Annotated in this window: 21 protein-coding genes; 20 read left to right on the top strand and 1 reads right to left on the bottom strand. The window is 52.6% G+C overall.

Annotation, left to right across the window (positions count from 1 at the left end; genetic code table 11):
* Positions 1-63 precede the first annotated feature (63 nt).
* From def to spoVM, 15 genes are all read left to right on the top strand, one after another.
* The gene (gene def, locus IEW70_RS08865; RefSeq protein ID WP_188647558.1) at positions 64-540 is read left to right on the top strand and encodes a peptide deformylase; all 477 of its coding nucleotides are present in this window, start codon (positions 64-66) and stop codon (positions 538-540) included.
* A gap of 23 nt (positions 541-563) precedes the next feature.
* Positions 564-1487: a methionyl-tRNA formyltransferase gene (gene fmt, locus IEW70_RS08860; protein ID WP_188647611.1), complete on the top strand. Its 924-nt coding sequence runs from the start codon at positions 564-566 to the stop codon at positions 1485-1487.
* Entirely contained in the window at positions 1484-2857 is a 1374-nt protein-coding gene (gene rsmB / locus IEW70_RS08855; protein WP_188647557.1) for a 16S rRNA (cytosine(967)-C(5))-methyltransferase RsmB, read from the top strand. Before fmt ends, rsmB begins: the two co-directional genes overlap by 4 nt.
* Positions 2858-3118: 261 nt before the next feature.
* Complete coding sequence (locus IEW70_RS08850) at positions 3119-3874, top strand: GAF domain-containing protein (RefSeq protein ID WP_188647556.1); 756 nt, start codon at positions 3119-3121, stop codon at positions 3872-3874.
* 294 nt (positions 3875-4168) lie between these two features.
* Positions 4169-5731, top strand: coding sequence for a spore germination protein (locus IEW70_RS08845; RefSeq protein WP_188647555.1), 1563 nt, complete (start codon positions 4169-4171; stop codon positions 5729-5731).
* Between the two features lie 3 nt (positions 5732-5734).
* On the top strand, positions 5735-6901 hold the full coding sequence (locus IEW70_RS08840) for a GerAB/ArcD/ProY family transporter (RefSeq protein WP_188647554.1): 1167 nt from the start codon (positions 5735-5737) through the stop codon (positions 6899-6901).
* Complete coding sequence (locus IEW70_RS08835) at positions 6876-8012, top strand: Ger(x)C family spore germination protein (protein ID WP_268234844.1); 1137 nt, start codon at positions 6876-6878, stop codon at positions 8010-8012. Before IEW70_RS08840 ends, IEW70_RS08835 begins: the two co-directional genes overlap by 26 nt.
* A 182-nt stretch (positions 8013-8194) precedes the next feature.
* Positions 8195-9247, top strand: coding sequence for a dual-specificity RNA methyltransferase RlmN (gene rlmN, locus IEW70_RS08830; RefSeq protein WP_188647552.1), 1053 nt, complete (start codon positions 8195-8197; stop codon positions 9245-9247).
* A 95-nt stretch (positions 9248-9342) separates the two neighbouring features.
* On the top strand, positions 9343-10095 hold the full coding sequence (locus IEW70_RS08825; RefSeq protein WP_188647551.1) for a Stp1/IreP family PP2C-type Ser/Thr phosphatase: 753 nt from the start codon (positions 9343-9345) through the stop codon (positions 10093-10095).
* 27 nt (positions 10096-10122) lie between these two features.
* Positions 10123-11766 (top strand): Stk1 family PASTA domain-containing Ser/Thr kinase, encoded by a 1644-nt coding sequence (pknB, locus tag IEW70_RS08820; RefSeq protein ID WP_229751905.1) that lies wholly within the window; start codon positions 10123-10125, stop codon positions 11764-11766.
* Positions 11767-11858: 92 nt separating this feature from the next.
* Positions 11859-12734, top strand: coding sequence for a ribosome small subunit-dependent GTPase A (gene rsgA, locus IEW70_RS08815; RefSeq protein WP_188647549.1), 876 nt, complete (start codon positions 11859-11861; stop codon positions 12732-12734).
* Between the two features lie 2 nt (positions 12735-12736).
* Positions 12737-13408 (top strand): ribulose-phosphate 3-epimerase, encoded by a 672-nt coding sequence (gene rpe / locus IEW70_RS08810; protein WP_188647548.1) that lies wholly within the window; start codon positions 12737-12739, stop codon positions 13406-13408.
* Between the two features lie 42 nt (positions 13409-13450).
* Positions 13451-14002, top strand: a complete 552-nt coding sequence (gene thiT, locus IEW70_RS08805) for an energy-coupled thiamine transporter ThiT (RefSeq protein WP_188647547.1) — start codon at positions 13451-13453, stop codon at positions 14000-14002.
* Positions 13999-14649 (top strand): thiamine diphosphokinase, encoded by a 651-nt coding sequence (locus IEW70_RS08800; protein ID WP_188647546.1) that lies wholly within the window; start codon positions 13999-14001, stop codon positions 14647-14649. Before thiT ends, IEW70_RS08800 begins: the two co-directional genes overlap by 4 nt.
* Before the next feature lie 107 nt (positions 14650-14756).
* Positions 14757-14840, top strand: a complete 84-nt coding sequence (gene spoVM, locus IEW70_RS08795; RefSeq protein WP_188647610.1) for a stage V sporulation protein SpoVM — start codon at positions 14757-14759, stop codon at positions 14838-14840.
* A gap of 204 nt (positions 14841-15044) precedes the next feature.
* Here spoVM and rpmB read toward each other — a convergent pair whose 3' ends face one another.
* Positions 15045-15233 (bottom strand): 50S ribosomal protein L28, encoded by a 189-nt coding sequence (rpmB, locus tag IEW70_RS08790; RefSeq protein ID WP_188647545.1) that lies wholly within the window; start codon positions 15231-15233, stop codon positions 15045-15047.
* Between the two features lie 456 nt (positions 15234-15689).
* Between rpmB and IEW70_RS08785 the strand changes: the two genes are divergently transcribed.
* From IEW70_RS08785 to sdaAA, 5 genes are all read left to right on the top strand, one after another.
* Complete coding sequence (locus tag IEW70_RS08785; RefSeq protein WP_188647544.1) at positions 15690-16055, top strand: Asp23/Gls24 family envelope stress response protein; 366 nt, start codon at positions 15690-15692, stop codon at positions 16053-16055.
* Positions 16056-16064: 9 nt separating this feature from the next.
* Entirely contained in the window at positions 16065-17774 is a 1710-nt protein-coding gene (gene fakA / locus IEW70_RS08780; RefSeq protein ID WP_188647609.1) for a DAK2 domain-containing protein, read from the top strand.
* Positions 17775-17789: 15 nt separating this feature from the next.
* Positions 17790-18647 carry a DegV family protein gene (fakB, locus tag IEW70_RS08775; RefSeq protein ID WP_188647543.1) on the top strand — a complete coding sequence of 286 codons (858 nt, stop codon included), beginning with the start codon at positions 17790-17792 and terminating at the stop codon, positions 18645-18647.
* Between the two features lie 40 nt (positions 18648-18687).
* On the top strand, positions 18688-19347 hold the full coding sequence (gene sdaAB, locus IEW70_RS08770; RefSeq protein ID WP_188647542.1) for an L-serine ammonia-lyase, iron-sulfur-dependent subunit beta: 660 nt from the start codon (positions 18688-18690) through the stop codon (positions 19345-19347).
* Between the two features lie 186 nt (positions 19348-19533).
* A complete protein-coding gene (gene sdaAA / locus IEW70_RS08765) occupies positions 19534-20421 on the top strand; it encodes an L-serine ammonia-lyase, iron-sulfur-dependent, subunit alpha (protein ID WP_188647541.1) in 888 nt (295 codons plus the stop codon).
* Positions 20422-20425 lie beyond the last annotated feature (4 nt).

Here is a 20425-nt window from a genome sequence, read left to right as displayed (position 1 = left end):
CAATTGGGTCGCGTCTCATACCATTTTTGAACTGAAGTTGAAGGATAAAAGGAGGGATGCCCTATGGCTATCCGAAGAATTGTGCTTCATCCCGATCCCATTTTAAAAGAGAAAGCCAAAACGGTGACGAAATTCAACGAGCGGCTGCACAAGTTGTTGGATGATATGGCAGAAACGATGTATGATGCCCCCGGTGTCGGCTTGGCTGCCCCGCAGGTGGGGATCTCCAAGCGTGTTATCGTGTTGGATGACGGCAATGGCCTGATCGAAGTCGTCAACCCGGAACTGTCGGACCTGGAAGGAGAAGAGCTGGGACCGGAAGGATGTCTCAGCATTCCCGGTTTGCAGGGGGACGTACGCCGGGCGCTCCGGTTAAAGGTGAAGGGGCAGGATCGATACGGGGAGCCCTTCGAGATGGAAGCGGAAGGTTTTCTGGCTCGGATTTTCCAGCATGAAGTGGATCATTTAAACGGTGTGTTGTTTACGGATGTGGCCGAACGGGTGTATGAGATCGGGGAGAAGGAGGAAGACGGTTCGTGAGTCAGCGTCCCAGAATCGTATTTATGGGCACCCCGGATTTCGCGGTGCCCTCTTTACACATGTTGATGGACAAGGGGTATGAAGTGGTCGGTGTGATTACCCAGCCGGATCGGCCAGTGGGGCGGAAACGGGTCCTGACGCCTCCGCCGGTCAAAGTGGCGGCGGAGAAAATGGGCTTGCCTGTTTTTCAGCCGGAACGGCTGCGGGAGCCGGAAGCGGTGGCCCGGTTTCTCGCAATGAAACCCGATTTGGTGGTAACGGCTGCTTATGGACAATTGCTCCCCGAAGAAGTACTACGGGCTCCGAAGCACGGCTGTATCAACGTACATGCCTCTCTGCTGCCCAAATACCGAGGCGGAGCTCCTATTCACCATGCGCTAATCAACGGTGAAAAGGAAACTGGCGTTACCATTATGTATATGGTGAAAGAGCTGGATGCGGGGGATATACTGAGCCAGCAGGCGATCCCGATTACGGATGAAGATGATGTGGGTACTTTGCATGATCGTTTGGCCAAAGTGGGAGCGGATCTGTTGGCGAAAACGCTGCCGCCGCTGTTGGAAGGCACGATCCAACCGATACCCCAGAACCCCGCCGAAGTTACCTATGCTCCCAATATACGGAGAGAAGATGAAAAAATCGACTGGACCCGCCCAGCCCGCGATTTGTTTAATCAAGTACGCGGATTGCGGCCATGGCCGGTGGCTTTCACCTTATGGAAGGGAAAGCCTCTCAAGATATGGCGGGCGCTTGTGCTGGAGACGGAAACGATGGAGCCTCCCGGAACCGTGCTGCGGGTGGATGAAGCCGGCGTGGTAGTGGCTGCCGGAGAAAATGCCCTCCTGATTAAGGAACTGCAGCCTGCCGGGAAAAAGAGGATGACAGCAGACCAATTTGCCCGTGGTCGCAACATGGAACCAGGAGAACGTTTGGGGGAAGATTCATGAATTGGCAGCCGACAGCCCGGGACATTGCCCTCGATGTCCTGATCGCTGTGGAGAAACAAGGATCTTACAGTAATTTGATGTTGAACGATGCCCTGAAAAAACATGCCCTCTCTTCCCGGGATCGGAGGCTGGCCACGGAACTGGTTTACGGCACGATCCAGCGGCAAAATACCTTGGACTGGATTTTGAACCGCCTCATCAAAAAGGGCGTCCAGTCCCTGGAAGCATGGGTACGCCAGCTGTTACGGATGGGTCTGTACCAAATCCGCTACCTGGACAAGATTCCTTCCCGAGCGGCAGTGCATGAGACGGTACAAATAGCTAAACAACGGGGCCATAAAGGCATCTCCGGACTGGTCAACGGCGTACTCCGCAACTATTTGCGCCGGGAGCGGGAATGGCGGCTGCCGGATCACCCGAATACCGTGCAGGAAATGGCGCTGGTTACCTCTCATCCCAAGTGGCTTGTCCGCCGGTTGCAAGAGGTGTATGGTGTTGAGGAGACTTTTGCCATACTGCAGGCAAACAACCGGCCGCCCAAAACGGCCCTGCGCGGCAATCCGTTGAAAGCGAGCCGGGATGCCTTGATAAAACGGCTGCGGGAAGCTTTTCCGGAAGCGAAGGTATCCCCGTCCGAGGCAGCACCGCAGGGAGTTGTGCTGGAAGGGGCGGGGAATGCGGCGCTTCATCCGTTGTATCAAGAAGGATGGTATACCGTGCAGGATGAGAGCTCCATGTTGGTGGGTCATTTGCTTGCGCCAAAGCCCGGTGAGCGGGGGCTGGATGCTTGCGCAGCGCCAGGCGGGAAAACAACCCATCTGGCGGAACTGATGCAGAATCAAGGCAACCTGCTCGCCTGCGATATTCACCCCCACAAGGTGAAGCTGATTCAGAAACATGCCGAGCGGTTGGGGATCTCCATCATTGAAACCCGGCAGGCGGATGCCAGGGAACTTTCCGGGAATGAAACCGACACTTTCGACTTTGTCCTGTTGGATGCGCCTTGTTCGGGATTGGGTGTGATTCGTCGCAAACCGGATATTAAATGGAGCAAAGAACCGGAAGAAGTGGAGCAGCTGGTCCGGTTACAACGGCAATTGCTCAAGGCGGTTGCCCCACTGGTAAAGCCCGGCGGCGTTTTGGTATACAGCACCTGTACTCTGGAACCCAAGGAAAACCGGGAGCAAGTCGAGTGGTTTCTGGCCAAGCATCCGGAGTTTGAATGGGATGCTTCCTTTGTCGATGGGCTGCCCAATGACGTACAAAGAAAAGTGCGGGTAGAGAAGGGGAGCGTACAGATTTTGCCGCATCATTTGGACAGTGACGGCTTTTTCATTTCGCGGTTGCGGAAGAAGTCCTCAGCTGAATAAAGTGGATCGGGAACACCTTCCGATCGGCTGCTGCTGCGCTGATGTGCCTATCGCTGATGAACCGCCTGGGCCCTCCCTCTGGGTTGGCGCAGCTTAGCAGCTTACGGCATCAGATCAAACGTTTCCGTTGCCTCCGTCATTTCTTATGCCGCATTCCAATCATAGGGACAGCCTTGTTCGGCGAGGCTGTCGGGGTCGCATGGACAGAGGAAAGCGAAGAGAAATCTTAATATTGGAAAATATGGAGAACGGTGATGTTAGATGGATACGGAATTTTTTGTAAAGATCATCATTGCCAATCCGTGGGTAGCGTATGCGATTTTAGCCTTTGTCTGCCTATTGGGCGGGATATTGGTATGGCGGGCGAGCAAAGGGGATGAAGTTTCTCTGTTCGGTTTGCAGGTGCAATCCAATGAGCGGTTAAAAGAGTTGCAACAGCAGTACAAAAATATCGCCGAAGATAACAAACAGCAACAGTATGTAATCAATGCTCTTCGAGTCTTGTCCGGCGAAATCGCCAAACTGGTCGCCCGGGATTATGATCGGTTTGAAGAACATCGTAACGGAATTTATCGGTATTTTTTATCCAGTGTGATGGCCTCCATGGCGATCAACAAAGCCAACAATCCCAAGGTGTGTATTTTTGTCGATGCGGGGGACGGAACCTTAAAGGTGCATGAAGCCGCCGCTCACAGTCCGGAAGGGATGAAAAAGCTCCGTTTGCCGATTGCGGATTCTGCAGCGGGATACACCTTTACCACCGGCGAGATCTTTTTTTCCGGCGAGATTCACACTCCGGGGAGCCGATTTCGGAAGCACCCCAAAGCGCAATCCACTTACCACTCCCTTATTTGTGTGCCGATTCAGGTAGGAGATCAGGTGCTGGGAGTGCTCAGTGTGACTGGAGATGAGGCAAAGTCCTACACAGAAGATGAAAAAAGCTATCTATCGGCTTTTTCCAACAGTATTGCCCCACTGCTGTACATGGAGCTGAGAGGGAAAGTGCCGATTTCGTGACTTTTGGTTTTAGTTGAAAAGCGCCTGTAGCATCCACTTCAGCCGGACCAACCGGCAACGGGTCTGACGGCAGAACCCTTCATCCGGATATGGTTGATACCGGAGGTAGCGGCATGGCAGTGAACACTGTCACATATAAAGAATACGTACAGCCTGATCGTGTCTAGTCGGGCTCTAATTTGAGAATCTCGTGCATACGAGATTATTTTTTTGTTTTTCCCTTCACTTACCGGGTGCCTCATCTCGGTATACCTTGCCAACCCGTTGGAAATGGTAAAGGTGTGGTGATGTGGAATGAAAAGGAAAATGCGACGGAGAAGGGAACGGACCAAGGAAAAAAAACTGCAGGAACGCTCCCAAAAACAATTGCAGGATAAAGTGGGGGATCGGAAAGTCTCTGCCGATCTCGAAGAAAATATTCGTTTTATCAGCCAGGTGTTGGGGGACGGAGCGGATTTGATTACCCGCAAATTCACCATCCAGTATGCCCCTGATCGCCAAGCGGCATTGCTCTATCTCGATGGCATGTCCAATGTACCGCTGTTGGACAACTTTGTGCTGCGACCAATGATGCTGCAGGGCGAACAAGTCAAAAACAAAACCGAGTTATGGGATCTCATCTTTGAAAGCTTGCTCCATACAGGGGAGACAAAAAAGCAGACGGAAATGCGATCCATGGTGGAATCCCTGCTGTCCGGGGATGCCATTCTCTTTGTGGACGGGTGTACGGAAGGGGCGGTGATCGGTGCCAAAGGCTGGCAACAACGGGGAGTGACCGATCCCAAATCCGAATCGGTGATTCGTGGATCCCGAGAAGGATTTACTGAGAATCTCCGGGTAAATACGGCTTTGATCCGCAGGCGATTAAAGGACCCGGATCTCCGTATGAAAAACTATAAAATCGGGGTACGTACCAACACCAATGTTTCTGTGATGTATATCGAAGGGGTGGTGGATGATGCCGTTGTCAAAGAAGTGGAAGACCGGCTGAAATCCATCGAACTGGACGGGATTTTGGAAAGCGGGTATATCGAAGAAATGATCGAGGACACCCATTGGACTCCTTTTCCCGGCATTCAAAACACCGAACGTCCCGATGCAGCAGTGGCTAACTTGTTGGAGGGGAAAATCTGCATCCTGGTGGACGGAACTCCGAACGTGCTGATCGCCCCTGCAGTATTCTCCCAATTTTATGCGAGTCCCGAGGATTATTACGAGCGGTATCTCATCGCTACGTTTCTGAGGGGACTCCGTTTAGTAGCATTTCTGACCGCCCTGTTGCTGCCGGCGTTGTACATTGCCTTTATCTCGTTTCACCCGGAGATGATTCCTTCCAAATTGGCGATCGCTATGGCGGCAGGGAGAGCGTCGGTGCCCTTTCCTTCCATAGTAGAAGCCTTGGTAATGGAAATCAGTGTGGAAATCTTGCGGGAGGCAAGCGTTCGTTTGCCCGGTCCTATCGGTCCGACGATTGGCATTGTAGGGGCGCTGGTCATCGGCGAAGCGGCAGTGTCGGCCGGTCTGGTTTCCCCGTTGATGGTGATTGTGGTAGGGATGACCACCATCAGTTCCTACGCAAACCCCAGCTACAATGCGGCGATTTCGGTTCGTTTGCTGCGGTTTCCGTTTATGATCGTGGCCGCGGCTTTCGGACTGTACGGCATCATGATGTCGCTGATGATTTTGTTGGTGCATCTAATACAACTTCGTTCTTTCGGTGTACCGTATATGTCGCCGCTTGCCCCGTTGCGCATCAGTGATGTGAAGGATACGCTGATCCGGGTTCCCTGGCCGTGGATGAAAAAGCGTCCCGTCACTTTCCGGCCGGGAGACGATCGCAGAGAGGGGGAGACGTAAGCCATGGACCCGAGTTCCAAACAGGGAAAAGAGCAACCGATTTCCATCTACCAGGGTCATGCACTGATTGTGACCACGGTGGTCGGCGTGGGGGTGCTGTATATGCAGCGGGGGATTGCCCAGACTGCGGGAGCCGATGGTATTTGGACCATTTTGCTCGGCGGCTTGCTGGCCATGTTGGAGTTGTATATTCTAACCAAACTGCTGCAACGGTTCCCAAAACAACACAGCACCGTTTGGATGCCCCGTTTACTGGGATCTGAAAAACGTTCCGGTGTGGGAAAAATCCTGGCTCTTCCTTTCTTTTTTGCGATAGCTCTGTTTTGGATTTCCGCTTCTGCTTTGGCCTGCCGCACTTTTGGAGAAGTGTTGGTAACGGCAATATTTCCGCTTACTCCGATGAGTGTGATCCTTTTGACCCTATTGGTAACGGCCGTTTTTGTGGCCAGCACCCCGGTGGAAGTGATCGCCCGTTTCAATGAATTCCTGCTGCCGGTGCTGTATTTGCCTGTCATTCTTATTTTTGCCGTATGGGCGAAAGAAGGGGAGTGGCTCAATATGCTCCCATTGTTTCAGCTGTCCTGGAAAGAGGCGGGGCTGGGCATTTTGGTGTCCTTCTTTGCTTTTTCCGGATCCAGTATTGTGTTTGCCTTTATGGGCTATTATCAACAGCCGGAAAAAGCGGTAAAAGCACATATGTCAGCGATAGCGGTCATTATCCTGATCTATTGGATTGTGACAGCCGCATCCGTTGCCGTTTTCGGCCCCGATGAGTTGAAACGGTTGATGTGGCCGACACTCGATTTGGTCAAGAGTGCGGAGTTCCCGGGAATGATTTTGGAACGGTTGGAATCCGGGCTGATAGCCATTTGGGTAGTGGCGGTGTTTACCACACTGGTCAACCTGCTGGCCGCCCTGATCGATATCATTGTCCGCCTGTTCCGGATACAGGATCGATCGCGAAAATGGATCGGGCTGGCATTAATCCCGGTGCTATATTTTCTGGCGATCTGGCCTAAGGACATTCAAGATCTGTTCTTTTGGAACTGGATCGTCGGGGTGTACAGTCCCCTCGTATCTATAACGGTTGGTTTGATTTTGCTGGCAATCGCTTTATTGCGGCGGAAGAAAGGAGGAGACCCCCATGTTCCCACTCCTCCGACCAGTTAGAGGATGGGCCGTCCTGTGTATGCTACTGGCATTGACCGGATGTTGGGACGCCAGGGAAGTGGAAGAGCGCACTTCCGTGATTGCTTTGGGTGTTGATGCGCACCCTCAGGGATATGAAGTGACGGTCCAAGTACCGAATCCGTTGAAGGTCGTGGGATCCGGCGGATCCGGCGGCGGGGGCGGCGAAGGCGGTCAAGCTGCGGTACAGCTTTTTACCGGGGTGGGAAAAACCCTGAACGATGCGATGAATGAGATTCGTAATCAAACCAATCAGCGGATCTTTTTCGGACATACCCAGTTGCTCATGCTCGGCGATCAGATGGCACGCAAAGGGATATCCGGAATGTTGGATGCTTTACGCAGGCAACAGGAGATTCGGCGTCGCCAATGGGCCTTGGTGGTAAAGGGAAAAGCCAAGGATGCGATGAAAGCCAGTCCCAAACTGGAACAGATTCCGATGGAATACATGGTCTACTTGATTGCCAATGGTGTACGGGAAGGCCGTTATTCCAGTGAAGGGTTGAGTGACCTGTATTCCAACATCTTTAATCCCGGGAAACAGCCGATACTCAATTTTATCGAAGCAGAGCCGGAAAAAGTCCGATGGTTGGGGCTGGCGATCATGAACAAAGATCGTATGGTCGGCTTATTGCCCAGAAAAGAGAGTCAAGTCCTGCTGCAATTGCGCGATGAAGAGGTAGGTGAATCGTTTAATACCCCCTGCCACAAGAGAGGTTATATCGTTTTTCAACCTCAAGGTTTGAAGCGGGATGTTCGGATCCAGTTCCAAGGAATCAGGCCGGTTATTCGGGTGAATGTGGATCTTCGGGGAGAAATTGTGGAAAAAAGTTGTGATGTAGATTTGAGCCGGGATCCGGTCATTCACGCTCTAGAAAAGCAAGTCCGGCGCCGTTACGAGCACCTTGCTCAAACCATGGTGGCAAGATTGCAGAAGCAATTCCGAACGGATGCCTGTAACTTTGGAAACCGGGTCCGGGCGTATTATCCGCAAAAATGGAAACAGCTCGACTGGAGTGAAGCCTTTTCCCAGGCGGATGTCCGGGTTAACTACCATGTGAAGATTCTGCGGATCGGTTTGGAAGCGAAATAAAGCCGAGGAAACAATAAACGGGAATCCAACAACCATGGATGGCGGGGTTTTATGGGGGACCTCGTCTTTTTTTGTCGGAGTTTCTCCATATCCCTATACCTTTTCATTCTCTTGCGGGCCTGATATAATAAGGAAAGTTTTGAGGAATGTTTTGGACATTATTTATTTGGTGGGATTTTTTCATGAAAGCTTTTGTGTACGACCGAACACATGCCGATTGGAAAAACTGGGTGCAGGAGCGGGGTGAGCCCGCTTTTCGCGCCAGTCAAATCATGGACTGGATATATCAAAAGCGGGTCACTTCTTTTGAAGAGATGAGCAACTTGCCCAAAGGGCTGCGTCAATGTCTGAGTGATTCTTTTGATTTTGCACCCTTGGACAATATTACGACGCAGCAATCTGCAGACGGAACGGTGAAGTTTTTGAACCGTCTCCATGACGGGCATGCTATCGAAACGGTCATCATGCGGCATCATTACGGCAACAGTGTTTGTGTCACCACCCAGGTCGGTTGCCGGGTCGGTTGTACGTTTTGCGCCTCTACCCTGGGCGGGTTGAAACGCAACCTGAATGCCGGAGAGATTGTGGCGCAAGTGGTGGAAGCGCAGCGGTATCTGGATCGGGAAGGCGAACGCGTCGGCTCGGTAGTGATCATGGGTATTGGGGAACCCTTTGAGAACTACGATGCGATGATCCAGTTTATCCGCGTAATCAATGACCCCAAAGGCCTTCATATCGGCCAGCGACACATTACCGTCTCCACGAGCGGGATCGTGCCTAACATTTATCGTTTCGCCGATGAGGGATTGCAGGTGGTATTGGCCATCTCCCTCCATGCTCCCAATCAGGAGCTGCGGGCGAAGTTGATGCCGGTCAGCCGGCGCTTTCCTCTGCCGGAGTTGCTGGAAGCTTGCCAGTATTACATGGAAAAGACGGGGCGTCGGATCACGTATGAATATGCCCTTATCGGAGGGAAGAACGATCAACCGGAACATGCTCATGAACTGGGGCAGCTTCTGGCCGGAACCCACTGCCTGGTCAATCTGATTCCGGTCAACTATGTGCCCGAGCGCAATTATACGCGAACCCCCCGCAATCAGATTTTCGAATTTAAACGAATCCTGGAAGGATACAAGGTGAACACCACCATCCGCCGTGAGCATGGCAGCGACATTGATGCCGCTTGCGGACAATTGCGGGCTAAACATATGGATTCCGGACAAAAAACATCGTAAGATGATATCGGGAACAAAACCAACAACATGAGCTCTCGACTCCAAGAGGAATGGCGGTGAATTCCCGCTGTTGGAGAGGGAAAGGGGTAACCGTGATGGAAAAGGCGTGGCAAACCCACAAAGGTCGTGTTCGCGAATATAACGAAGACAGTGTGGGCCTTTTTCAATCGGACGAGGGAGTGACCGTTGCTGTCGTGGCTGACGGCATGGGAGGGCATCAGGCTGGTGACGTGGCTAGCCAATCGGCGGTCCGCATCATCCGGCAAAGGCTGATGTCCCTGTCACCCCGCATGGACACAAATGAATTGCGCAGGCGCTCGGAAGAGGCCGTGCTGGCGGCCAACCGGGAAGTATACCAAATGGCCGCTTCGCATAAAGGTTACAAGGGTATGGGTACAACCGTCATTACGGCGGTACTGTCTCCGGAAGAGGTGGTTTTGGCCCATATCGGTGACAGCCGGGCGTACCTGTTGCATAATGAAGGATTATACCAATTAACGGAAGATCATTCCCTGGTGAATGTGTTGAAAAAACACGGAGAGATCACGGAAGAGGAAGCCAAAGTGCATCCTCAGCGCAATGTGTTGGTCCGTGCCTTGGGCACCAACGAAGAAGTGGAAGCCGATATGATCGTAACCCCTTGGTATGAGGGAGATACGCTGCTCTTGTGCTCCGACGGATTGTACAATATGGTCGGAGTGGATGAGATCGGAACCATTTTGACCTCGGGACTGTCGGTGCAGGAACAGTCGGACCTTCTGGTGGAAAAAGCTTTGGAAGCTGGTGGGGTGGACAATATTTCAGTTATTTTGATCAAACACACAGGGTTGAAAACTTCAAACGCCTAGATTGAATGGGAGCGGGGTGATTTGTCAGTGGAAGGGAGAAAGTTGGGTGGTCGTTACGAAGTGATCAACCGCGTGGGTGGCGGCGGTATGGCCGTGGTCTACAAGGCCCGGGACGTGCTGTTAAACCGTTACGTGGCGATCAAAGTGCTCAATGAGAGCTTAAGTAACGACTCCGAGTTCGTGCGCCGGTTCAGTCGGGAAGCGCAGGCGGCAGCCAGTTTGTCGCATCCCAACGTGGTTAGTGTTTATGACGTGGGACAGGAAAATCATACCCATTACATTGTGATGGAATATATCGAAGGTCCTACACTGAAAGAATATATACAGCAATACGGTCCGCTGACAGCAGAAGAAATTGTGTCGATCGCATCTCAGATTTGCGATGCATTGGCACATGCCCATGAGAATCAAATCGTTCATCGGGATATTAAACCGCACAACATCCTACTGGGACACAACGGTCGGGCCAAGGTGACGGATTTCGGCATCGCACGTGCCACCAGTTCGTCCACCATCACCCAAGCGGGTTCGGTGATGGGGTCGGTTCATTACTTTTCTCCGGAACAAGCCCGCGGCGGAGTGATCGGGGAAAAATCCGATATCTACTCTCTCGGTGTGGTCATGTATGAGATGGTGACCGGGCGACTTCCTTTTGATGGGGATTCCGCCATCAGTATCGCCATGAAACACTTGCAGGAACCGGTGGAGGATCCTGCACAGTTGAATCCGGATATTCCGGAAAGCATTCATCATATTGTCCTGAAAGCATTGGAAAAGGACCCGGAGAATCGCTATCCATCTGTGCGGGCGATGAAACAGGAAATCGATGCTGTCTATCATCATGACCGGTTGCATGAGCCGGCATGGCGTTCCGACGGGGATACCAAGCCGTCGATAAACGGATTGGGTGCTACCGGTGCCGCGGGTGCTGCCGCTGCCGGGATAAGCGGAAGTCAAGCGCAATCCCCGACCAAAGTGGGCGATCAGACGATGGCCAACCTGGAACGGCTGCGCCATGTCCCGGCGGATAAGGACAAAACCATGCTGGAACGCACGGTGGTCTGGCTGGAAAATGTGCAGGCCAACATGCCCTGGTGGCAAAAGGTATTGTTCGGATTGTTCACCTTCTTCGTCATCGCCGGGTTGGCCCTGTTCACTTTTGATGCCGTCATGGGCTGGATGTCCAATGACGGTGAAGATCCGCCCGGTCAAGTGCAGTCCAGCGATGCTCACATGGTGGATGTGGTCGGCAAAAAGGTGGGAAACGCAAAGAGAATACTGGAGAGACAAGGGTATAAAAATATTGCTGTGACGACAAAAGAGGGAGACAGCAGTTACGGCCCGGGGGTTGTGTACAAACAAACCCCCGAGGCTGGCACTTCGCTGGACAAGGACCAAAGAGCGGACACGGAAGTGACGCTCTTCGTCAATCCACCAGGCGGTATGGTAAAGGTGAAAGATTTTACTGGTTTATTTCAATCGAGAATCGACAGTATGAAAGGTCAGTTGCCTTATAATATCGAGTATCATTTTCATGATGCCACTGACCGGTATGAGCAAGGCAAGGCTTTTGCTTCCCGCCCTAAAGCTGGGGATTATGTGAAAAAAGGGGATACGGTAGAGGTATGGATCAGCAGCGTTGGGCAAAATAATCCACCACCTCCCCAATAATTGATAACTGACATGGATTCGAGCATAATGAGAACGAGGGAGCCCCTCGTTCCCTTTTTGTAAATAAAGAAAACTTTTGAAGGAGGGACGCTATGCCGGAGGGGCAAATCGTGCGGGCAGTGGGCGGGTTCTATTATGTGCGGACTCCCGATGGGGACGTGCAATGCCGCGCCCGGGGCATCTTTAAGAAACGAAAATTTTCGCCCCTGGTGGGAGATCGCGTCACGTTTGAATGGACAGCGAACGGGGAAGGGGTTGTCACCCAGGTGGAACCCCGTAAAACGGAACTGGTGCGACCGCCCATTGCCAATGTGGAGCAAGCGGTCGTTGTTTGTTCATTGAACGAACCCCGGTTTCAACCGGAGCTGCTGGACCGTTTTTTGGTTCATTGCGAGCATGAAGGGTTGGAGATTCTGATCGTGCTTACCAAGCTGGACTTGTTGGAAGATCCAAATGGACTGCGGCAGATTCGGGCCATGTATGATCCGGCCGGCTATCGGATCGTAGCCACCAGTATTAAAACTGGGGAAGGCATCGAAGTAGTAAGAGAGGAGCTGACCGGACGACTTTCCGTCTTTGCGGGGCAGTCCGGTGTCGGGAAATCTTCGCTGCTCAATCGCTTGTACCCGGACTTGGAGTTACAGACCGGGGCCATCAGCCGCAAACTGGGCCGAGGGCGGCACACCACCCGCCATGTGGAGCTGCTGGACCTCCCTGAAGGGGGACAGGTAGCGGATACACCCGGATTCAGCCAACTCGCTTTTCAACATATGGAGCCGGTGGACCTAAGTGATTGTTTCCCGGAGATGCGGCTGCGAGCGCCCGATTGCCGCTTTCGGGGATGTCTTCATAAAAACGAGCCGGATTGCCGGGTGAGGGAGGCGGCAGAGAACGGGGAAATCGCTCCTTCCCGTCATCGACATTACCTGCAGTTCCTTGAAGAAATCAGCGAACAGAGGAGGTACTGACCATGGTGAAGATCGCACCTTCGATTTTGTCTGCTGACTTTTCCCGGCTGGGTGACGAGATTCGGGAAGTGGAAGCGGGCGGAGCCGATTGGATTCATGTCGATGTGATGGATGGACATTTTGTACCCAATATCACCATCGGCCCGTTGATTGTGGAAGCGATCCGCCCACATACGGAGCTGCCGCTGGATGTTCATCTGATGATCGAGGAGCCGGATCGCTATATCCCGGCATTTGTCCAAGCGGGGGCGGATTGGATCTCCGTGCACCAGGAAGCTTGTCCCCATCTGCACCGCACGCTGTATCTGATCAAAGAAAGCGGAGCGAAAGCAGGGGTTGTGATCAACCCGGCTACTCCGGCATCGGTTTTGGAGCCGGTATTGACAGATGTGGACCTGATTCTGCTGATGACGGTGAATCCCGGTTTTGGCGGACAAGCTTTTATCCCGCAGGTGACTAACAAGATTTGTCAGGTTTCCCGTATGCTGAAGGAAGCGGGCCGGGACGATGTATGGATCGAAGTGGACGGGGGGATCAATGCGGAGACTGCCGCGCAAGTGACGGAAGCAGGGGCTCAAGTGTTGGTGGCCGGTTCCGCGGTGTTCGGACAGGCCGACCGAAAGCAGGCCATAAAAGAGATTCGTCAAGGGGCCCTCGCGGGAAAACAAAAGTAATCATGTGGATTTGAGGGTCAAGGAGATTGGGAGGGTTACAGAGTGAATCGACAACGTTTGTTAACTATGATTGAGATCGCGATAATGGCTGGAATCGGGGTGTTGTTCAGCACTTACATCACCATTCGGGGATTGTGGCCACAAGGGGGCTCCGTCAGTTTGGCGATGGTTCCGATTGTCATCCTGTCTTTCCGGCGGGGCTGGGTGGCCGGAGTCATTTGCGGTTTGCTGGTGGGGATGTTGAATTTTGTGCTGGCTGCTACCCCGCCGGTGCATCCGGTGCAGGTGGTTTTGGATTACCCTTTGGCCTTTGCTTTGCTGGGCACTGCCGGATGGATTCGGCTTCAACCAGGGGAAAAGGGTACGTTCTGGAAGGTCGCAGCAGGAGTGACATTGGCCGGCCTGCTGCGTTTTCTGGCGCATTTCATCTCCGGTGTCGTCTGGTTCGGTTCGTTTGCGCCTAAAGGGATGTCCGTATGGGTTTACTCCTTCCTCTACAATATCTCTTATATTCTCCCGGATATTCTGGTTTCCACCGCTGTGATGGCGTTGCTGATCCGTAACGCCCCGCAACTGATTCGGGTGAACCAATGACTCCATCTCGCCGCATTGTGATCGTAGCGGGAGGAGAGGTGGAAGCCGCTGATTTGGAGACGATCCGACCGGAAGACCGGGTGATTGGTGTCGATGGCGGTGCCCGGAGCTTGGTGATGCACGGGTGTCTGCCGGATGTGGCAGTGGGAGATTTTGATACGGTTGGCCCTTCCTTGTTGGAAGAGCTGGAGAGAAAAGGGGTACAGGTGGATAAACTGCCGACAGCCAAGGATGTGACGGATACCCATTATGCCTTGGAGAAGGCATTGGCAGAGGAGCCGACGGAAATTCTGCTGTTGGGTGCGTTGGGAGGCGCCCGGTTTGATCATGCCCTCGCGAATGTTTTTTTGCTGGAAAAGGCGAGCGCATCCGGCATCCCGGTGAAGATTCGCAATACCCGGAATCGGATGATCCTGCTTCAGGGAACCGAAGAAGTGACACTGGAACGGGAGGGTTACCGTTATATCTCTCTGTTGGCATTGAGCGATACGGTAAAAGGAGTCACGTTGAAAGGATTTTTATATCCGCTGGAGGATGCGGTACTCCTTCGGGATACTCCGCTGGGGATCAGCAATGAATTGGTGGAAGGGAAAGGGCATATACAGATAAAGGAAGGCAAACTGTTGGTTATTCAGAGCAAAGATTGAAATGGGCTCCCATGAAATGATGTTCTAGGGACTAATTCCCCCCTATAGAATATAAATAAGTGACGGGGCGAAGCTTCGATGACCAACAGGTTAAAGGAGGGACCGGGGTGAAATTTTACACCATCAAACTCCCTAAGTTTCTCGGCGGAATGGTGAAGGCGCTGCTGGGTGTCTTCAACAAAAACAAATAATCTCCATTCCCCCCTTTCCTTTTATACGGTGCGCAACCACGAGCGGCCCGCCCTCCTTCGGGATTTGGATTGATGGATACGCCTGGGCATCCGGGTGGTTTCGGCGTGAGCGTACCTGGTATTTATTTATCGATTTTTTATAGCAAAAGCACCTGCGGAACTCCGCGGGTGCTTTTTGTTCGGTCATGAAAAAACCCGGCGCCTTTAGACGCGGGTCACTTTTCCGGATTTGAGAGCTTTGGTGCTGACGTACACGCGCTTCGGTTTGCCGTCGACCAAAATGCGGACTTTTTGGACGTTGGCTCCCCATTTCCGTTTGTTTTTCCGGTTGGAGTGGCTCACTTTGTTACCGGTGTGCCCCTCTTTGCCGGTGACGTAGCAACGACGTGCCATTGATTTCCACCTCCTCGTGCGTGCTGCCGAGAAAAAGACAGATGACTCTCCGATGGAGAATCCTTCGGCAGAAAATGCCCGTTAACACCGATCCGCCATCCGGCGGCGATACCTAAACATTGTAGCATACGTCTTTCTCCCTTGCAAGAATGGGAAGGCTCAAGTAAGATAAGTGTGGATTCGTTTTTCTGTTGCAATAATATACTAGTAGAATCACCTTCACACCCCTAGGTGATCATAAGGAAATGATTAGCGCTGTGTAACTGGTAAGGGCTTTCTTTAAAAAGCTTTTTGTCCTGCGGTACATCTTTCTCGCAGGCGCTTACCGTCCGGTGATTGTACATCGCGTAGACAAACAAACGGGGTATAGCAGGAAGTTCGCTTAAGGCGGATAACCGGGGCACTGTACAATAAGTGCCGAACGATGAAAGCTATCGCTGTCAGGGAGGAATGGAAATGGCGATGGATGTTTCAACATCTTATGGTCAAATTGAAATCACGGATGAAGTGATCGCCACGATCGCCGGAATCGCAGCAATGGATTGCTACGGGCTGGTGGGTATGGCATCCCGCAGTCAGTTGAAAGACGGGATTGCGGAACTCTTGGGCCGTGAAAAACTGACCAAAGGAATTGAAGTGCGCACCAATAACAATGATGTGGAAATCGATATGCATATCATTGTCGGTTACGGGACCAAAATCTCGGAAGTAGCGCACAATGTGCAGTCCAAAGTAAAGTACACCTTAGATCAAATGGTGGGTATTAAAGTAAGCGATGTCAATATTTTTGTCCAAGGTGTACGGTTGGTGAACGAAGAGTAAGGGGGACCACTGTTGGTAAAGCAGATTGACGCTAAAGGATTTTCACAAATGATCCGCGCCGGCGCTGAAAGATTGAACAATAACGTGGACGCAGTCAATGCACTCAATGTTTTTCCTGTGCCGGACGGAGACACCGGAACCAATATGAACCTGACGTTGACGTCGGGAGCAGGTGAGCTGGAAAAGGCTTCCGCTTCCCATGATCATGTGGGACAGTTGGCACTGGCCTTGTCCAAAGGACTGTTGATGGGGGCCCGGGGCAACTCGGGTGTGATTTTATCTCAGCTGTTCCGCGGTTTCGGGAAATTCCTTTCCGATAAGGAAACGGTGAATGCCCGCCAACTGGCAGAAGCGTTGAAGCGCGGAGTGGAGACCGCTTATAAAGCGGTGATCAAACCCGTGGAGGGAACTGTGCTGACGGTTGCGCGGGAAGCAGCGGAAAAAGGGGTTTCCGTCTCTCGGCAGATAGAAGATGCCGCGAAGGTGATGGAGGCGGTGTTGGAAGAGGCGCGAGCCTCTTTGGCAAGAACGCCGGAGCTTCTTCCGGTACTGGCCCAGGCGGGAGTAGTGGATGCCGGAGGACAGGGACTGGTCTTTATTTATGAAGGGTTTTATGCGGCTCTCTCCGGAGAGGAAATTACGTATACGGTATCCGATACTCGGTCAAAAGGGAAGGAAGAAGAGTCTCTGGGTGAAATCGCCCACCGCAAAAGCGCCCAGTCGCAGTTTGAAACAGGTGACATTGAACACGGCTATTGCACCGAATTTATGGTCAAGCTGAAAGTGGTCGAAGACGAGGCTCCAGCTTTTGATGAAGAGAGCTTTCGCAAAGAGATCGGGGTTTTCGGAGATTCGCTGCTGGTCGTTGCAGACGAAGATTTGGTCAAGGTACATATTCATGCGGAACATCCGGGTGATGCCTTGAACTACGCCCAGAAATACGGGGATTTGACCCGCATCAAAATTGAAAACATGCGGGAGCAGCACACACACATTCTGGAGCAGGAGGCGGGCGGCGAAGCCGGCCAACCGGACAAATCCACGAAAACTCCGGAAGAGAAAAAGCCCTACGGGATCGTAGCGGTAGCCTTTGGGAAAGGTGTGGCTGAAATCTTTCGAAGCCTGGGTGTAGACGTGGTAATCGAAGGAGGGCAGACGATGAATCCCAGCACGGAGGAAATCGTGCGGGCTATCGAATCGGTCCATGCAGATCACATTATCGTCTTGCCGAACAATAAAAACATTATTTTGACCGCGGAACAGGTGGTCGATCTGGTAGAAGTTCCGATCACTGTCCTGCCCACCAAAACCATTCCGCAAGGATTGTCTGCCCTGTTGGCCTTTAATCCCGAGTCGGATCCGGAAGCAAACCGGGAACGGATGCTACAAGCGGTTCATCACGTCCAATCGGGTGAAGTAACTTATGCGGTGAGAAATTCCCAGTATGAAGGCGGAGAGATCAAAGAAGGAGACTTCCTCGGAATCCGCGAAGGAAAAATTGAGACGGTGGGTGACAGCCTGCTGGCGGCGTCCAGTGACTTGCTCACCAAGATGTTGGCGGATGGGGCTGATGTGGTCACGGTGATTTACGGACAAGATGTAACCGATGAACAGGTGAAGGAGTTGACGGATTTCCTGGATAAGGAGTATCCGGATGTAGAGTGTGAAGTTCACTATGGCGGACAGCCTTTGTACTTCTTCTTATTCTCAGTGGAATAAAATGGGGGTGCTCCAATGGCAAAAGTACATGTGGTAACGGACAGCACGGCTGACATCCCTGCGGAGTTGGCAGCGGAACTCGACATCACCATTGTACCGCTCAAGGTACATATGCAAGGGAAATCGTATTTGGACGGCGTAACGATTCAACCGGAGGAATTTTACCAGCGTCTGAAAGAAGTGAATGAGATGCCGACCACGTCCCAGCCTTCTCCCATCGATTTTGTGGAGGCTTACCGGGAAGCGGCGAAAGATGGAGATACGGATATCCTGTCCATCCATCTCTCTTCAGCCTTCAGCGGAACTTATCAATCGGCCCTGCTGGCACAATCGATGGTGGAAGATGAGTTTAAAGTGACAGTGCTGGATTCCAAAACAGCCACATATGCTATCGGATCGATTGTGGTAGCTGCTGCCCGGGCGGCCAAAAACGGCAAGTCCCTAGATGAGTGTGTGGCCATCGCCCAGAACATGATAGAAAAAGAGCGGGTCTTTTTCCTGGTGGACACCTTGGAATATCTGCAAAAAGGCGGCCGGATCGGTAAGGCTTCTGCCGTGGTCAGCTCCTTATTGAATATTAAGCCGATTTTGTCCATTACTCCGGAGGGAGAAGTATACGCAGTAGACAAAGTTCGGGGCAAAAACAAGGCGACCGTCCGTCTGTTTGAATTGCTGCAGGAAAATGTACCGGATGAGCCCTATGAGATCGCGGTATGTTATACGGACAATCGCGAGGAAGCAGAAACATGGGCAAAGCAGATTCGAGAACGTTTCGGTGTCGAGGAGGTCATGGTGACGGAAATCGGTCCGGTCATCGGCACCCATGTGGGCCCGGGTACCATCGGGGCTATCTGTTATCCCAAGAGTTCCTGAGTATGAGGTATCAGGCCTTGTCTGATCGGGAGGGATGAGTATGAAGTATCGCTCGGTTTTTGATATTATCGGCCCGGTTATGATCGGCCCTTCCAGCTCCCATACCGCCGGTGCGGCGAGGATCGGCCGGACTGCAAGAGCACTGTTCGGCAACAAACCGGATAAAGTGACCATTACTCTCTACGGTTCCTTTGCCAAGACCTACCGCGGCCATGGGACGGACATCGCGATCGTCGGCGGTTTGCTCGATTTTGAACCCTTCGATGAACGCATCGTCCGTTCCCTGGAGATCGCCAAGAATGAAGGAGTAGACGTGACCTTTGTGGAATCGGAAGAGGTTCCCGATCATCCCAATACGGCGAAGATTCGGATGGAAGACAGCTCGGGTCACGTCATGGAAGTGACAGGGATCTCCATTGGCGGCGGGAAGATGGAAATCGTGGAGCTGAACGGGTTTGATCTGAAATTGTCCGGGAGTGCTCCCGCCTTATTGATCCTGCACAAGGACCGATATGGTGCGGTGGCCCAAGTCGCAACCGTACTTGCCCGCCATCAGATCAACATTGCTTATATGCAGGTGTCCCGGAAGGAAAAAGGATCAGAAGCTCTGATGATCATTGAAACGGACCAAACCGTGGAAGAACCGGTTCAAAAAGAATTGTCCGATCTGGATGGAATTCACGGTGTAACGGTCCTTTGACCGGCAAACATAGCTGTCGGTAATCAGACGCCGCCAAGCTCACTTGGTTGGCGTTTTTCTTTTTGCAGCGAATTTACGATGGTGTATTTTTCTGTGATACAATAAGGGTTGCAGGATGCTTTTTGTCCTGCTGGAGAGGATATGCAATGTTTGAAGGAGATACAGTATGTCAAAGGAGCCGGTGCTATGGATTTTCGAACGGTAGCTGAACTGGTGGAGATCGCTGAATCAGAAAACCTTAAAATTTCCGAAGTGATGATTCGCAAAGAAATAGAGACGACTGGACAAACGCGGGAAGAAATCTTCCGCCGGATGGCGGAACAGTTGGATACCATGGAGAAGGCCGTTCAGAGGGGGCTTACGGAAGAGATCCGCTCTCAAAGCGGACTATCCGGCGGGGATGCCCGCCGGATTCGCAAATATATCGAGGAAGCAGAGGTGTTGCTTTCCGGTGCGGACGTGCTGGATGCCGTCTCCCGCTCCATGGCTACTTCGGAAGTGAATGCGGCTATGGGGACCATCGTGGCAACACCGACCGCAGGTGCTTGCGGTATTTTGCCCGGCTGCCTGTTTACCGCTGCGGACCGGCTTGGATCGGATCGGGAAACGATGGTGCGGGCCTTGTTTGTAAGCGGCGCCATCGGCTATTGTATCGCAAACAATGCATTTATCGCCGGTGCAGCTGGAGGCTGTCAGGCGGAAGTGGGTTCCGCAACAGCCATGACGGCGGCTGCGGTGGTGGAGATGGCGGGAGGGACGCCTTCCATGTCAGCGGAAGCCGTATCCATCGCATTGAAAAACATGCTGGGCTTGGTATGTGATCCGGTAGCGGGCCTGGTGGAGGCTCCCTGTGTCAAACGAAACGCGATGGGCGGCGCTATCGCCATGGTAGCGGCGGATATGGCCATGGCTGGGGTGAAGAGCGTCATTCCCACCGATGAAGTGATCGCAGCCATGTACCGCATCGGCCGCGATATGCCCGTCTCCCTCAAAGAAACGGCGTTGGGAGGCTTGGCAGCCACTCCCACCGGTCGCGCCCTGGAACGTAAAATCTTTGGGAAGACGAAAGAGTAAAAAG

Source organism: Marinithermofilum abyssi, from assembly GCF_014641195.1.
Lineage (GTDB): Bacteria > Bacillota > Bacilli > Thermoactinomycetales > DSM-45169 > Marinithermofilum > Marinithermofilum abyssi.
Note: the sequence above shows the minus strand (reverse complement) of the source record. Positions and strands in the feature narration are given on the sequence as shown.

Coding starts and splice junctions, on each gene's coding strand:
- rlmN (WP_188647552.1), top strand. CDS start 8,195: ATGAAAGCTTTTGTGTACGACCGAACACATGCCGATTGGAAAAACTGG.
- IEW70_RS08845 (WP_188647555.1), top strand. CDS start 4,169: ATGAAAAGGAAAATGCGACGGAGAAGGGAACGGACCAAGGAAAAAAAA.
- IEW70_RS08835 (WP_268234844.1), top strand. CDS start 6,876: ATGTTCCCACTCCTCCGACCAGTTAGAGGATGGGCCGTCCTGTGTATG.
- fmt (WP_188647611.1), top strand. CDS start 564: ATGGGCACCCCGGATTTCGCGGTGCCCTCTTTACACATGTTGATGGAC.
- rsgA (WP_188647549.1), top strand. CDS start 11,859: ATGCCGGAGGGGCAAATCGTGCGGGCAGTGGGCGGGTTCTATTATGTG.
- sdaAB (WP_188647542.1), top strand. CDS start 18,688: ATGAAGTATCGCTCGGTTTTTGATATTATCGGCCCGGTTATGATCGGC.
- fakB (WP_188647543.1), top strand. CDS start 17,790: ATGGCAAAAGTACATGTGGTAACGGACAGCACGGCTGACATCCCTGCG.
- IEW70_RS08840 (WP_188647554.1), top strand. CDS start 5,735: ATGGACCCGAGTTCCAAACAGGGAAAAGAGCAACCGATTTCCATCTAC.
- IEW70_RS08785 (WP_188647544.1), top strand. CDS start 15,690: ATGGCGATGGATGTTTCAACATCTTATGGTCAAATTGAAATCACGGAT.
- sdaAA (WP_188647541.1), top strand. CDS start 19,534: ATGGATTTTCGAACGGTAGCTGAACTGGTGGAGATCGCTGAATCAGAA.
- rpmB (WP_188647545.1), bottom strand. CDS start 15,233: ATGGCACGTCGTTGCTACGTCACCGGCAAAGAGGGGCACACCGGTAAC.
- IEW70_RS08825 (WP_188647551.1), top strand. CDS start 9,343: ATGGAAAAGGCGTGGCAAACCCACAAAGGTCGTGTTCGCGAATATAAC.
- def (WP_188647558.1), top strand. CDS start 64: ATGGCTATCCGAAGAATTGTGCTTCATCCCGATCCCATTTTAAAAGAG.
- IEW70_RS08800 (WP_188647546.1), top strand. CDS start 13,999: ATGACTCCATCTCGCCGCATTGTGATCGTAGCGGGAGGAGAGGTGGAA.
- rpe (WP_188647548.1), top strand. CDS start 12,737: ATGGTGAAGATCGCACCTTCGATTTTGTCTGCTGACTTTTCCCGGCTG.
- IEW70_RS08850 (WP_188647556.1), top strand. CDS start 3,119: ATGGATACGGAATTTTTTGTAAAGATCATCATTGCCAATCCGTGGGTA.
- rsmB (WP_188647557.1), top strand. CDS start 1,484: ATGAATTGGCAGCCGACAGCCCGGGACATTGCCCTCGATGTCCTGATC.